This is a genomic window from Pseudomonas sp. Y24-6, from assembly GCF_020295325.1.
In the GTDB taxonomy this organism is placed as follows: domain Bacteria; phylum Pseudomonadota; class Gammaproteobacteria; order Pseudomonadales; family Pseudomonadaceae; genus Aquipseudomonas; species Aquipseudomonas gregormendelii.
On record NZ_JACBXG010000004.1, the window covers coordinates 61,176 to 75,989 of the forward strand.

The 14,814-nt window shown below is 60.8% G+C and carries 9 protein-coding genes and 1 pseudogene; 6 read left to right on the top strand and 4 right to left on the bottom strand.

Annotated elements, in window-relative coordinates; translation table 11 throughout:
- Positions 1 to 27: 27 nt before the first annotated feature.
- From HYI44_RS09100 to HYI44_RS09110, 3 genes are read right to left on the bottom strand one after another with little or no spacing between them, the layout of a single operon-like run.
- Positions 28 to 483 carry a YiiD C-terminal domain-containing protein gene (locus HYI44_RS09100; protein WP_225569241.1) on the bottom strand — a complete coding sequence of 152 codons (456 nt, stop codon included), beginning with the start codon at positions 481 to 483 and terminating at the stop codon, positions 28 to 30.
- A 39-nt stretch (positions 484 to 522) separates the two neighbouring features.
- Positions 523 to 1,917 carry a sigma-54-dependent transcriptional regulator gene (locus tag HYI44_RS09105; RefSeq protein ID WP_225569242.1) on the bottom strand — a complete coding sequence of 465 codons (1,395 nt, stop codon included), beginning with the start codon at positions 1,915 to 1,917 and terminating at the stop codon, positions 523 to 525.
- Complete coding sequence (locus tag HYI44_RS09110) at positions 1,914 to 3,722, bottom strand: sensor histidine kinase (RefSeq protein ID WP_225569243.1); 1,809 nt, start codon at positions 3,720 to 3,722, stop codon at positions 1,914 to 1,916. The genes HYI44_RS09105 and HYI44_RS09110 overlap by 4 nt, the downstream gene beginning before the upstream one ends.
- Positions 3,723 to 3,865: 143 nt before the next feature.
- On the opposite strand from HYI44_RS09110, the gene HYI44_RS09115 reads away from it, so the two are divergent.
- The 4 genes from HYI44_RS09115 to HYI44_RS09130 all read left to right on the top strand — a co-directional run bounded on the left by HYI44_RS09115 (position 3,866) and on the right by HYI44_RS09130 (position 9,477).
- Positions 3,866 to 6,778: an aminotransferase gene (locus tag HYI44_RS09115; RefSeq protein WP_225569244.1), complete on the top strand. Its 2,913-nt coding sequence runs from the start codon at positions 3,866 to 3,868 to the stop codon at positions 6,776 to 6,778.
- A gap of 251 nt (positions 6,779 to 7,029) precedes the next feature.
- On the top strand, positions 7,030 to 7,908 hold the full coding sequence (aguB, locus tag HYI44_RS09120) for an N-carbamoylputrescine amidase (protein ID WP_122840734.1): 879 nt from the start codon (positions 7,030 to 7,032) through the stop codon (positions 7,906 to 7,908).
- A 5-nt stretch (positions 7,909 to 7,913) separates the two neighbouring features.
- Positions 7,914 to 9,020 (top strand): agmatine deiminase, encoded by a 1,107-nt coding sequence (gene aguA, locus HYI44_RS09125; RefSeq protein WP_225569245.1) that lies wholly within the window; start codon positions 7,914 to 7,916, stop codon positions 9,018 to 9,020.
- A 244-nt stretch (positions 9,021 to 9,264) separates the two neighbouring features.
- Positions 9,265 to 9,477, top strand: coding sequence for a hypothetical protein (locus tag HYI44_RS09130; protein ID WP_045061341.1), 213 nt, complete (start codon positions 9,265 to 9,267; stop codon positions 9,475 to 9,477).
- 118 nt (positions 9,478 to 9,595) lie between these two features.
- On the opposite strand, the pseudogene HYI44_RS09135 reads toward HYI44_RS09130, so the two are convergent.
- Positions 9,596 to 11,700: pseudogene (locus tag HYI44_RS09135) on the bottom strand (TonB-dependent receptor).
- Between the two features lie 382 nt (positions 11,701 to 12,082).
- Here HYI44_RS09135 and HYI44_RS09140 point away from each other — a divergent pair.
- Together HYI44_RS09140 and fic are read left to right on the top strand one after the other, a co-directional pair.
- Positions 12,083 to 13,369 carry an OprD family porin gene (locus HYI44_RS09140; RefSeq protein WP_122840730.1) on the top strand — a complete coding sequence of 429 codons (1,287 nt, stop codon included), beginning with the start codon at positions 12,083 to 12,085 and terminating at the stop codon, positions 13,367 to 13,369.
- 267 nt (positions 13,370 to 13,636) lie between these two features.
- Positions 13,637 to 14,770 carry a protein adenylyltransferase Fic gene (gene fic, locus HYI44_RS09145; RefSeq protein WP_318653929.1) on the top strand — a complete coding sequence of 378 codons (1,134 nt, stop codon included), beginning with the start codon at positions 13,637 to 13,639 and terminating at the stop codon, positions 14,768 to 14,770.
- Positions 14,771 to 14,814 lie beyond the last annotated feature (44 nt).

Consider the following 14,814-nt stretch of genomic DNA (forward strand, 5'->3'; position numbering starts at 1 on the left):
GTGCAACGAGGCTGCGATCTTTTGATCTTAACGGTGCAAAACGTACTGCCCGCTAAACGTCACCGCATCCTCGGCACCCTCCGCATTCACAATCCGCGATTGCAGGGTCAGTCTCGCCCGTCCATACCGCCGGTACATCGCCAAAAATTTCTTCCACTGCGCCGCACCGGGTGCCTGGCAAATCGCAATCGCGTCCATGGTCACCGGCAGCGGATAACTGATTTGCCCTTCCTGAATCACGATGTGCCCGTCTTCAATGCCTTCCTCGCGCAACCGCAGGTGCAACCAGCCCCACCCCGCCAGTACGGCGGCGCAATACAGGCTGCCGCCAAACATCGTGCTCTTGTGGTTGACGTTGGCCTCCAGCGGCAGGTGCAGACGTAACTGCTGATCGTGCCAGTCGAGCACCTTGAGGCCCATGTCCCGTGTCAGGGGAATGTCGTGGTGCAGGATGCTTTCCAGGTGACGACTGTCGCGGCTCATGAACGCTCTCTTGTCTGTGGGCGGTGATTGGACGGTGGCTCAGTCGAGTTCGTCGGTGGCGTTGTGGGCGCCGCCATCGGCAAAGTTGAGCCCGTGCTTGCGTAGTTTGTCGTGCAGGGTTTTGCGCGGGATGCCCAGTGCTTCCGCCAGGCTGCGGACCGAGCTGTGGGAGCGCGCGAGCTCGGCGGCGATCAGGCTCTTCTCGAAGTTTTCCACCTGTTCGCTCAACCCGCCACTGATCACCTCAACCGTGACCCCGGATGTGCCATCCGGTGCGCTGTTGTCCAGGGCCAGTTCCAGGCCCAGGGCGAAGCGCTCGGCGGCGTTTTGCAGCTCCCGTACGTTGCCTGGCCAGCTGTGGCGCAGTAGCAGAGCGCGTTGACCCGGTTGCAGTTCGTGGGGCGGCAGACCGTGGCGGGTGCTGGCCTCGTTGGCGAAATGCTGGAACAGCATCAGGGCATCTTCGCCGCGCTCGCGCAAAGGCGGGATGCGCAGCGGCGCCACATTGAGGCGGTAGTACAGGTCGGCCCGAAAACGGCCTTGGTCGGCAGACTGGCGCAGGTCTTCCTTGGTCGCAGCGATGACACGGATGTCCAGCGGGATTTGCTGGTTGCCGCCAAGCCGCTCAACCACGCGCTCTTGCAGCAGGCGCAGCAGCTTGACCTGCACATCCAGACTCATGCTCTCGATTTCATCGAGAAACAGCGTGCCGCCGTTGGCGAATTCGAACTTGCCAATGCGGCGCTTCTGCGCCCCGGTGAAAGCGCCGGGCTCGTGCCCGAACAGCTCGCTCTCCACCACCGATTCAGCCAGGGCGCCGGCATTGATTGCCACGAATGGCCCGTTGCGACGACTCGACAGATCGTGCAGCGCGCGGGCGACCACTTCCTTGCCCGCGCCGGTTTCGCCAAGGATCAGCACGTCCGCCCGGGTGGCCGCCAAGGCGCCGATCTGCTCGCGCAGGCGCGCCATTGGCGCTGAATGTCCAACCAGCCGTGCGCTCAACTCGTTGCGATCGCTCAGTGCCAGGCGCAGGCTGCGGTTATCCAGCACCAACCGGCGCAGGGCCAGCGCCCGGCGCACGCTGTCGAGCAGGGCATCGCTGGCAAAGGGTTTTTCCAGGAAGTCGTAGGCCCCGGCGCGCATCGCTTGCACCGCCAGCGGTACGTCGCCATGGCCGGTGATCAACAACACCGGCAGCTCCGGGTCCTGGGCATGCAGTTCGGTCAGCAGTTCGAGACCGTCCATGCCCGGCATGCGAATATCGCTGACCACCACGCCCGGCCAGTCTCGCTCCAGCTGCGCAGCCAGGCCCTTGGCTTCGGCCAGCGGCAGGATCTTCAGGCCGGCAAGGTCCAGCGTCTGGCTCAGGGCCTGGCGCAAGTGCGGATCGTCGTCGATCAGCACGACCTGGATGCGGTTGTCGATGGTCATGCACTTCGGTCCTCGGACGGTTGCAGGCTCACGCCCGGTGCGCCTGCGCGCAATTTCAAGGTAATCAGCGCGCCGCCTTCCTTGTGGTTGGAGAACGACAGTTCACCACCGAAGGCGCGCATCAGTGTTTCGCAGATCGCCAGCCCCAGCCCCAGGCCCTGGGTGCGGGTCTTGGTGGTGTAGAAAGGTTCGCTGGCGCGACCCAGTGCTTCCATGCAAAACCCCGGGCCGTTGTCGCGAATGTACAGGTTGACGCCTTCGGCAGTGGATTGGGCACTCAGCCACAGTTTACGCGGCGGGCCTTTTTCCGTAAGGGCGTCCAGGGCGTTCGCCAGCAAATTGCCCAGCACCTGGCGCAGGCGGGTTTCGCCGGCTTCGACCCACAAGGTGGCGGCCGGCAAATCGCGGATCAGTTCGACCTCCATGCTGCGCCGGCGCTTGGCGAGCAGGGCCAGTGCGTCGTCCAGCGCCGGTTGCAGGGCCACGCTCTCCGGCGCATGGCGATCGCGGCGGGCGAACGCGCGCAGGTGGGCGATAATCGAGGCCATGCGTGCAGTCAGTTCACTGATCAGCTTGAGGTTGCCACGGGCGTCGTCGGTGCGCTGGTGATCGAGCAGCACTTCGGCGTTTTCCGCGTAGCTGCGGATCGCCGCCAGTGGCTGATTCAACTCGTGACTGATGCTGGCAGACATCGTCCCCAGTGCCGACAGCTTGCCGGCCTGCACCAGGTCATCCTGGGCGCGCACCAATTCCTGCTGGGCCTGTTCGCGTTCCAGCACTTCCTCCTTGAGACGCCGGTTGAGCCCTTCGAGGTCGCTGGTGCGCTCGGCAACCCGGCCTTCCAGTTCACGACGGGCCTTGGCCTCGAAGGCGATCCGCTCCAGGTAATGGCGGCGGCGCTGCATCATCAGGCCGAGCAGCAGCATCAACACCAGCAGGGTGGCGCCGCCAATGGCAACGACCGTGCGCACCGGGCGGTCGATCAGGGTGCGCGGCGCGAGGATGTTCACCGTCCAGCCCGTCTCGTCGATCTGGTGGGACTGGGTCAGCCACGCATTGGGGTTGAGCTTGAGCGGCTGGGGATCGCGAGTGGGGTAGGGTTGGATCGCCGTGATCGCCTTGTTCTCCGCCTCGCTCAACGTGCGGGTCGAACGAAAGCGCCATTCCGGCCGTGAGGTGAGAATGACCACGCCATTTTGATCGGTGGCCAGCAGCTGTTCCGGGGTGTTGCCCCACAGGCTCTCGGTATGGTCGAGGTCAACCTTGACCACCAGTACGCCGATGATCTTTTCGCCTTGGCGAACCGCCGCCGCAAAAAAATAGCCACGCTTGGCCGAGGTCGTGCCCAGGCCGAAGAAGCGCCCAAGGCGACCGGCCATGGCTTCGCTGAAGTAGGGGCGGAAGGAAAAATTGCGCCCCACGAAGCTGTCGTGTTTGTCCCAGTTGGACGCCGCCAGGGTTTTGCCGGTGGTGTCCATCAGGTACATGACTTCGGCGCCGGTCTGGGCACTGATGTTTTTCAGCAGGCGGTTGGCGTTGCCTTGGCTCACGCCGTCGTCCGGCGCGCCCAGGACGGCGCGCAGGGCTGGAAGCTCGCCGAGAATTTGCGGCAGCACCTCATAACGGTGCAGGGTGCCCAACAGGTTGGCGACGTACAGGTCGAGCGTCTGGCGGTTCTGCCCGGCCAGTTCGCTGCGGTAATAGCGTTCGGCCAGATGCTCCAGCGGCCACAGCAACGGCGCCAGGCATAGCGCGAGCAGTGCGAGGCTGCGCCAGCGGGGTCTGCGGGGGAGAGTCGGGGTCATGAGGTCGAGCGCCTGTCGCGTTGATGGTCGGCATTCTTGCGCAAAGTGCCGGGTGGCGCGAGGGGTGTGTGATTGTGGGGGGTTGCGTATCGCCCCGAGCAATGGCGATATAAGCGCCTGATCAAATTCTCAGGGGTCGTTGTATGCCGCTCGCCACGTTGATTCATCGCGCCAGTTTGCCCAGCCCACAAGTGTCGGCCGAGCTTGCGCTTGGGCTGCTCGCAGAGCATTACGGGTTGAGCGGAACGCTGCGGGCCCTGGGCAGTCAGCAGGATCTTAATTACCGCGTGGACAGCGATCAGGGGCGCTTCGTCCTGAAAATCTGCCGCGGCGACTATGCCGTGCAAGAGCTGCAAGCCCAGCATGCGGGCCTCAAGCACCTGGCCGAAAAAGCCGGGGTGCACGTGCCACGGGTTATTGGCGCCAGGAGCGGCGCGGACCTGCTGACCCTGCAAGTGGCCGATCAGACCGTGCATGTGCGTCTGCTGGGTTACATCGACGGCCAGCCGCTGACAGACCTCGATCACCTGCCCGGTGCCGTCGTTGCCGGGTTCGGGCGGCTCTGCGGCGAAATGGACCTGGCGCTGGCCGACTTCGATCACCCCGGCCTGACCCGCACGCTGCAATGGGATGCCCGTCACGCCAATGCGCTGATTGCGCACTTGCTGCCGGTGATCAAGGATGACACCCAGCGCCGGCAAATCGCCGATGCAGCGGAACGCGCCGAACGGCATCTGCAACCGCTGGTGGACAAGCTGCCGGTGCAGGCCATTCACATGGACATCACCGACGACAACGTAGTCTGGCAACGCGATGCTGATCGCCTGTGGCAATTGCAGGGCGTGATCGATTTCGGCGACCTGATCCGCACCTGGCGCATCACCGATCTGTCGGTGACCTGCGCGGCGCTGTTGCATCATGCCGGTGGCGATCCGTTTTACATCCTGCCGGCGGTGCAGGCGTATCACGCGGTCAATCCACTGGCGCACGCAGAGCTCCTGGCGCTGTGGCCGCTGATCGTGGCCCGCGCCGCCGTGCTGGTGCTCAGTGGTGAGCAGCAGGTGAGCATCGATCCGGGCAATGCCTACAGCCGTGACAACCTGACCCACGAATGGGAAATCTTTCGCGTGGCCACTTCGGTACCGTTGGAATTGATGGAGGCGGCGATCCTGTCTGCGGTCGGTCAGCACCTGCCGGGCATTGGCAGCGAAGGGTTTGCCCCGCTGCTGCCGGGCCTGGTCGGACGGGAGTTTGCCCTGATTGACCTGGGCGTCCTGAGCCCGCATTTCGAAGCCGGCAACTGGGAGCAGCCAGGCATCGATCAGCGTCTGCTGGACGAGGCAGCCGCCGTGCATGAGCTGGCGGCCAGTCGCTACGGGCAATATCGCCTGTCGCGCACCCAGCCGGATTCGTTTCGCGAGCCGGACACTTGCCCGCTGCACGTCGAATTAAGGGTGCCCATGGGCACGGCGGTCGAGTCGCCATTTGCCGGCATGGTTCATGAGCCTGAACCAGGCGTGCTGCAACTCGATGGCCCGCAATTGAGCCTGCGGTTGTGGGGCGTCCAGCCGTCGCTGCACACGGGCGCGGCACTGGTCAAAGGCCAGGTGTTGGGTGCGGTAAACGGGCCGCTGCGGGTGCAGCTGTGTCGTGGCGCTTCGCTAAACGCGCCGTTGTTCTGCACACCTTCCCGGGCTGCCGCCTGGCAGGCGCTATGCCCGTCGCCGGCAAGCCTGCTGGGGCTGGCCTGCGATGCGGAGCAGGAGCTGGACTCGCAGACCCTGCTGGCGCGTCGCGAGGCCAGTTTCGCCCGTACGCAAAAACACTACTACGTCGACCCGCCGCGCATCGAGCGCGGCTGGCGCAATCACCTGATCGACATGCAGGGCCGCTCCTACCTCGACATGCTCAACAACGTTGCAGTCTTGGGCCATGGCCATCCGCGCATGGCGGCGGTCGCCAGTCGCCAGTGGTCGCTGCTCAATACCAACTCGCGTTTCAACTACGCGGCGGTCGCCGAGTTTTCCGAGCGACTGCTCAAGCTGGCGCCAGACTCCATGGACCGGGTGTTCCTGGTCAACAGCGGCAGCGAGGCCAATGACCTGGCCATCCGCCTGGCCTGGGCCTACAGCGGCGGGCGCGACATGCTCAGCGTGCTGGAGGCTTACCACGGCTGGACGGTGGGCGCGGACGCCGTTTCGACCTCGATCGCCGACAACCCGCAAGCCTTGAGCAGCCGCCCGGACTGGGTGCATCCGGTGACGGCGCCGAACACCTATCGCGGCGAATTCCGCGGCCCCGACAGCGCTCCCGATTACGTGCGCAGCGTCGAGCACCACCTGGCGAAAATCGCCGGGCAGCAGCGCCAGCTTGCCGGGTTCATTTGCGAACCGGTCTATGGCAACGCGGGCGGAATCTCGTTGCCGCCGGGTTATTTGAAGCAGGTCTACGCCCTGGTACGCGCCCAGGGTGGCGTGTGCATCGCCGATGAAGTGCAGGTCGGCTACGGTCGTATGGGCCACTTTTTCTGGGGGTTTGAGGAGCAGGGCGTGGTGCCGGACATCATCACCATGGCCAAGGGCATGGGCAACGGCCAGCCCTTGGGCGCGGTGATCACTCGCCGGGAAATCGCCGAGGCGCTGGAGGCCGAGGGCTATTTCTTCTCGTCGGCAGGTGGTAGTCCGGTGAGCTGTCAGATCGGCATGGCGGTGCTGGATGTGATGGAGGAAGAAAAACTCTGGGAGAACGCGCAGGTCGTGGGCGGGTACTTCAAGGAGCGACTTGAGGCCCTGATCGATATTCATCCGCTGGTGGGCGCGGTGCATGGCTCCGGGTTTTATCTTGGGGTGGAGCTGATCCGTAACCGCGAGACCCTGGAGCCGGCGACGCAGGAGACTACGGCGCTGTGTGATCGCCTGCGCGAGCTGGGGATTTTCATGCAGCCGACGGGGGATTATCTGAACGTGCTGAAAATCAAACCGCCGATGGTGACGTCGCGCCGGAGTGTGGATTTCTTCGTGGATATGCTTTCGAAGGTGCTTGCAGAGGGCCTTTGAGCCCGATGGCCATTGCGCTGTTGGGGGTGTGTTGGGGGAGTACGGGTGTGGGGTAATCCATGAACATCGATTTCTATCGGTGTTTTAAGCGTATTCATTCATATTTTTTAAAAATATTTGCTTTGAAAGCCGATTTTTATCGGCTATAAAGTCGCCATTGCCTCGGCATGGTGAAATTCCGCCTGGGCTTCCGCTTTCTGTCATGGGTCGTCGTCACACTCGACCCCAGCCGCTTGCCCAGGAGATGATTCATGAGTCGTATCGTTACCGTCGCCGCCACCCAGATGGCTTGTTCCTGGGACCTCGAGGCCAACCTCGAGACCGCTGAAAGGCTGGTCCGCGAGGCTGCAGCCAAGGGTGCGCAAATCATCCTGATCCAGGAATTGTTCGAAGCACCGTACTTCTGCCAGAAGCCCAACGCCGATTACCTGCAACTGGCCACCCCGGTCGAAGACAACGTCGCCATCAAGCACTTCCAGAAAATCGCCAGGGAGCTGCAAGTCGTGCTGCCCATCAGCTTCTACGAGCTGGCCGGCCGCGCGCGCTTCAACAGCATCGCCATCATTGATGCAGACGGCAGCAACCTCGGGATTTATCGGAAAAGCCACATCCCGGACGGCCCCGGTTACCATGAAAAGTATTACTTCAACCCGGGCGATACCGGCTTCAAGGTGTGGAATACCCGCTACGCGAAAATCGGCGTGGGCATCTGCTGGGACCAGTGGTTCCCCGAGTGTGCCCGCAGCATGGCGCTGCAAGGCGCGGAAATCCTGTTCTACCCGACCGCCATCGGCAGCGAGCCGCACGACAAGACCATCTCGTCCCGCGACCACTGGCAGCGTGTGCAACAAGGCCATGCCGGCGCCAACCTGATGCCGCTGATCGCCAGTAACCGTATCGGCAATGAAGAGCAGGACGGCTACGACATCACCTTCTACGGTTCGTCGTTTATCGCCAACCAGTTCGGCGAAAAAGTGCAGGAACTCAATCAAACCGAAGAAGGCGTATTGGTCCACAGCTTCGATCTGGACCTGCTGGAACATACCCGCAGTGCATGGGGCTCCTTCCGTGACCGCCGCCCCAACCTGTATGGTGCTATCAAAACCCTAGACGGTGCCCTGGAGTCCTGATCGTCATGACCACTTTAAACAGCACGCCCCGCGCCGATGGCTTCTACATGCCGGCCGAGTGGGCGCCACAAACCCAAACCTGGATGATCTGGCCAGAGCGCCCCGACAACTGGCGTCTGGGCGGCAAGCCGGCGCAGGCCGCCCACGTTGCAGTGGCCAAGGCCATCGCGCGTTTCGAACCGGTGACCGTGGCGGTCTCCGCCGGCCAGTATGAAAATGCCCGTGCGCGCCTGGACGTGCCGAATATCCGGGTCGTCGAGATGTCCAGCGACGACGCCTGGGTCCGCGACACCGGTCCGACTTTCGTGATCAACAACAGTGGCGAAGTTCGCGGCGTGAACTGGGACTTCAACTCCTGGGGCGGCTTCGACGGCGGCCTCTATTCGCCGTGGAACCGCGACTCGCAGGTCGGCGGCAAGATCCTCGAGATCGAACGCAGCCCGCGCTATCGCACCGAAGGTTTTGTGCTCGAAGGCGGCTCGATTCACGTCGACGGCGAAGGCACGCTCATCACCACCGAAGAGTGCCTGCTCAATCGCAACCGCAATCCACACCTGAACCGCGCTGACATCGAAGCGGTGCTGAGCGCCAACCTGGCTGTGGATAAAATCATCTGGCTGCCGGACGGTTTGTTCAACGACGAAACCGACGGTCATGTGGATAACTTCTGCTGCTACATCCGTCCGGGTGAAGTGCTGTTGGCCTGGACCGACGATCCGCAAGACCCGAACTACCCGCGCTGCCAGGCCGCAATGAAAGTGCTGGAAAGCGCCACTGATGCCAAGGGGCGCCCATTCATGGTGCACAAGATGCCGATTCCGGGGCCGCTGTACGCGACCGAGGAAGAGTGCGCGGGCGTGGATCCGGTCGACGGCAGCCAGGAACGAAATCCAGGCGTTCGCCTGGCGGGTTCCTATGTGAACTTCCTGATCGTCAACGGCGGCATCATCGCCCCAAGTTTCGACGACCCGCTGGATGGTCCCGCGCGGGAAATCCTGCAGAGCCTGTTCCCCCAGCACGAAGTGGTGATGGTGCCGGGGCGTGAGTTGTTACTGGGCGGCGGCAACATTCACTGCCTTACCCAACAGCAGCCGGCGCCGCACAACGAGTGAGTGGGGTTGTAACAGATTGAGTTGACTGGAAAAATTTCAACTCGACGATTTTCCTGCTGACTTACACGAGAGGCCCGCCGTCCATCAGGACCGCGGGCTTTTTTATGTCCGCTCATCGACAACGTCAACACATTGGCACAGCTCTTGTATCGGTTATGGGGTTAAACAAGGAGGGGAGAACTGCGATGTTCTGTCACAAACCTTGGATAAGTTAGCCGCTCATATACCGGGAGAGAGCGCGGAGATGAACGCCGAAGTAAATGTAGTGAGCGAGCAGGCGTCGCATCCCCTGGCAGTCAACAACGAATCGCTCCAGCTCCTGGCGCACTGGTTGAAATCCAATGGAACGCGTCAGATCAGGGAACCTGATCCGCGCCGGATGATGATCGAGCGCTACCCCGCTGGTTTATTCAGCGAAGCGGAACTGGAAGCGTTGTGGGATGTGATGGAAGGATAAGAAGAAAACAACGGATTGATAAAAGCGCTGCCGGGATGGCGGCGCTTTTTTTTGCTTTTTAAACGCAGAAGATCAAGTGTGGGAGCGAGCCTGCTCGCTCCCACAGGTTGCGCAGTGTTTAAAAACTGTAGGTCCCCGTCACAACCAGGCTACGCGGCGCCCCCGGCTGAATCTGAAACTGACTCGTCACTGACTCGTCGCTGACTCGTAATATTCCTTATCCGCAATATTGTTCAGCGCCGCCCGCAGATCCCAATCCTTCTGCCGGAACCCGGCCAATGCATCCCACCGACCATAGCCCGGCATCATCACGGTGTTGAGGTTATCGGCATACCGATCACCCACCAGCGTCAAACCGGTTTCCGCGTACCAACCCATCTCCGGTTTCCAGGTCACGAACAGGCTGCCGTTACGCTTGGCCACGTCACTGATGCGCTTGCCCTCGAAGCCGTTGTTGTCCTTCTCCACCGTCGCATCCTGAATGCCCACACCACCGCGCACATACCAGTTGCCGGTGATACGGCCGGTACCGGTCAGCTCGATGCCGCGGGACCGTTGCTTGCCGGTGAGCAAAGTGATGGTCGGGTCCAGCGGGTCGCTGGTGCGCCGGTTGTAGAGTTCCAGTTCGTAGATCGCCAGGGTGGTGCTCAGCCGGTCGTCGAGCCAGTCGGACTTCACGCCGATTTCCTTTTGTTTGGTCAGCTCTGGACTCAGGTCATTGCCGTTACCGCTGGCGCCCGGCGTGATGCCGATCAAACCTCCGCCCACCGGCGAGAAGGTCTTGGACCAGGACGCATAGAAGGAATGATCCCGCAGCGGCGTCCACACCAGGCCTACACGTGGGCTGGTGCTGTGGCTGTCACGGTCTTCGGAAATGTTGCGCAGCTGGTTGGTCGATTCGATATCGAAGGTGTCGTAGCGCAGGCCGGCCAATACCTGCCATTGGTCGTTCAGGCGCAGCTGATCCTGCACGTACACCGCGCGGCTCTCGACTTCGGTGTGGTTGTTGCTCGCCACCTGCATGCGCCCGGTATGGCGCAGTTCACGGTTGGGGTTAAACAGGTCGAGTGCCGGCACCGGTGAGCTGCCTGGCCCGGAGGTAGCAGCGGTGTACAGCGTCGGATCACGGCGCTGGCTGCCCACTTCAATACCGGTGAGCAACCGGTGTTCCAGGCCGAAGGTGTCGAACCCACCCTCCAGTTCGACGTTGTTGAAAACGTTACGGGTGGTCAGGTCCTGTTGCCAGTGCTGGCGCGTGACCTGGTTAGTGGCCGGGGTGTAGCCGGTCTGGTAGGTGTTATCAAAATCACTGTTGAGCTTGAATACGCCCAGGGTATGGCGAAGCTGCCAGTTATCGCTGAGTTCGTAGCTGAGTTTGGAGCGCAGGGATTGCGCCTTGTCGTCGATGAAATCGTGATCGCTGCCGTAGGTGGTATCCCGTCCTACATCTGCCGGGCGGCCATTTACCCCAGGCACGCCACGATCCGGGGTGCGGTTGTAACGGCTGTACTCGTACTGCACCAGCCAGTTGAGGTCCGGGGTCAACTGCCAGCTCATCGATGGCGCGAACAGTTGGCGATTGCCGCTGACGCCATCGCGGAAGCTGTTTTCGTCCATATTGCCCATGTTCAGGCGCAGGCTGATGTTATCGGTTGGATCGGTGCTCAGGTCGGCGTACAGGCTGCGCAGGTCTTCGCTGCCGCCTTGCGCTTCAATGGTCGAGCGGCGGCCGAATTCCGGCTGTTTGCTGACTCGATTGACGATCCCGCCCTGGCTACCACGGCCATACAGCACCGCTGCCGGGCCTTTGAGTACCTCGATCTTCTCGATATTGTGCAGGTCGCGCACGTACTGGCTGTCGTCACGAATGCCGTCGAGGTAGAAGTCATTGCTGGCGTCGAAGCCGCGAATGCGCAGGCTATCGAAACGGGTGTCAGCGCCACTGCTGACGTTGGGAATGCCACTGAGTGCCGTGCCCAGGTCGTTGGTGCCGTAGTCCATCACGTTCGCGGTTTTCACCGAGTCGATGGCCTGGGGAACGTAGCGCACCGGTGTCGCCGTGCGGGTCGCCGTGCTGGTTTCCTTCACTCGCGGGTCATCGGCCTCAGTTTCAGCGCTGATGGAAGTCGCCGGTAATGTGGTCGGTGCGGCGTAGGAAAAACCGGCAGAAAGCACAGCTGAGAGACCCAAGCTGAAGGGCACAAGGCGAAAAGGGGCAGGCATTTTGGAGGGCGCGTCCGTAGGATTTTTGGGATGTGGCTAAAACGGCGCGAATGATAATGCGTGCTATTTACTTTCGATAATTATTCCTGAAAAGTACCCTGGTTCGATTGTTACTAATCATGTCGGAAACATTACATTGATGATTCCTTAGACTTTTTTCGCCTATTCACAGACGATTCTTCAAATTGACACACCGTCAAGGGCGCGGCTAGGATTCGCCCCAACGCCTGTGGCCAACCGCCATGACTGACAAAATAATAAAAGGCCCGCCTCGATTTCTCGTGGGCGGGCCTTTTTGTTTTGCGTTGAAAAAAGAGCGCAACAGCGCCGTTTCAGCCGTTCGGCACAGCGCGTACCAACCGCTTATAAGGAAAAGAACAAAATGTTGAACAAGCGTATCAGCCTGATCGCTCTGGGGATGTTGAGTGCTACACAGGCCATGGCTAATGACCAGGCCGAATCCAAGGGTTTTGTTGAAGACAGCAGCCTCAAAGTGCTGCTGCGCAACGCCTACATCAATCGTGACTACAAAGACGGCAACCCGGACAAGGCCGAATGGGGCCAAGCGGCCATCGGCACCTTCTCGTCCGGCTTCACCCAAGGCACCGTTGGTGTCGGTGTTGACGCCTTCGGCCTGTACGCACTGCGCCTGGACGGCGGCAAAGGCCGCAGCGGCGCTGGCGGTATCGATTTCTTTAAACAAGGCGACAGCGGCGCTGCGGCTGACGACCTGTCCAAGGCGGGTGCTGCGGTCAAATTCCGTCTGTCCAGCACCACGCTGACCTACGGCGACCAGATGCCGGCCCTGCCGGTACTGAGCTACGACAACTCGCGCCTGCTGCCGGAAAGCTACACCGGCACCCTGATCACCTCCAAGGAGATCAAGGGCCTGGAGCTGAACGCCGGTCGTTTCACCGCCGAATCGCGCAAGAGCGCTGAAGGCCGTGACAGCGGTGGCCTGAAGTCGATCAACGTATTGGGCGGCAGCTACCAGTTCACCGAGCAGTTCAAGGCTGCGGTCTACGCTTCCGACGTTGAAGACGTGTTGAAGAAACAGTACCTCAACGCCAACTATGTGTTCCCGATCGACAAGGATCAGTCCCTGACCCTGGACTTCAACGGCTATCGCACCAAGCTGGAAGACTCCTACGTCCGTGACAGCGGCGCCACCGGCGACGACAACAAGATCTGGAGCCTGGCGGCCACTTTCGCCACCGGCCCGCACTCGTTCACCATCGCCCACCAGCGCAGCACCGGCGACAGCAACCTGGGCTACGCCTACGGCGGCTATCAGCGCGGCCAAGGTCGTGTGGGTGACGGCGGCAACACCATCTACCTGGCGAACTCCTACTGGTCCGACTTCAATGCTGAAGACGAACGCAGCTGGCAGCTGGGCTACGGCCTCGACTTCGGCACCTTCGGCGTGCCAGGCCTGAGCTACAACTTCGCCTACGTGCGCGGCGACAACATCACCACTTCCACCAGCGAAGGCGGCACCGAGCGCGAAATCTTCAACCAGTTCAAATACGTCGTCCAAAGCGGCCCGGCCAAAGACCTCAGCGTGAAACTGCGCAGCTCAATCCTGCGGGTATCGCAGAAGTCGAGCGAGTACAACGTCAGCGGCAACGAAGTGCGTGTGTTCGTGGATTACCCGATCAACATCTTCTGATGCGGATTTGAGTTTTCGAACATCAAAAAACCCCGACTGGTTCGGGGTTTTTTTATTTCCGGGCGTTGGGTTTTTGTCCGTAGGGTGTCATGTCGCTGAAATCGTATTTCGAGAACACGTGTCGCGAACATGTCGTCGCCGGCGACACGTTCCAATAACGTGTCGCAAAAAGTGGAAAATTGCGACACGTTGTCGGCTCATGTCTACACTGGCGACATGAATAAAGCTTTTTTGCTCAAAAAACGTACAAATCAGCAGGGGCGAACCATGACTGAATCATTGCCGTGGCAGGCTGACAGGCCGTACAACCAGCTTCCCTTGCTACCGCCAGGCATTGAACTGGAGACACGCGCTGTCCTTAAGAAGTGTATTTCTGCTCGTACAGCGCTGGCCGAGTTGAAACAAGCCGCAGAGTTGATTCCGAATCAGACAGTCCTGATCAACACAATTCCCTTGCTGGAGGCGAAGGACAGCTCGGAAATTGAAAGTATCGTGACCACTACGGACCTGCTGTTCCAGCATGCCCAAGACACTGAAAATCATGCGGACCCAGCGACCAAAGAGGCACTGCGCTATCGAACGGCGCTGAGCCAAGGCTTTCAATCCCTGGCTCAACGGCCACTATCCACCAACACAGCCGTAGAAATCTGCCGCACCCTCAAGGGCGCAGAGCTGGGTATTCGTCGCACGCCAGGTACGCAGCTCGCGAACGATCGAACCGGAGAAGTGATTTACACCCCGCCTGAAGGGGAGGAGCACCTGCGTAACCTGCTCGCCAACTGGGAGCGCTTTCTGCACAACGAAACAGAACTTGATCCGCTTGTGCGCATGGCGGTAGGACACTACCAATTTGAAGCCATCCACCCGTTTATCGACGGTAACGGTCGCACCGGACGAGTCCTGAATACCTTGTTTCTGATACAGGAAGGCCTCCTCAACCTGCCAATCCTCTATCTAAGCCGCTACATCATTGCTTACCGCGCGGACTACTATCGACTCTTGCTGGAAGTAACGACCAAACAAGCTTGGGAGCCATGGCTGCTGTTCATGCTGAGTGCTGTGGAAGAGACCGCTCGCTGGACGACGGCCAAGATCGCGGCAATTCGAGCCCTGTCCGAACACACCACTCAATTTGTCCGAGAACAACTGCCCAAGGCCTATACGCGCGAGCTGGTCGATGTGATTTTCGAGCAGCCTTACTGCCGGATCAGTAACGTGGTCGAAAAGAAAATTGCCCAGCGCCAGGCGGCGTCTCGTCACCTCAAGGATCTGGTGGCTATCGGAGTGCTGGAAGAGGTTCAGGTGGGTAAAGAGAAACTCTTTATCCATCCGAAACTGATGCAATTGCTGGTTCGCGATAGCAACGAATTCCGGCGCTATGCAGGCAGCTCCGAGATTTAGTGATTTTTATGGCTGGGCGATAATTATTGCCCAGCCATAATTTT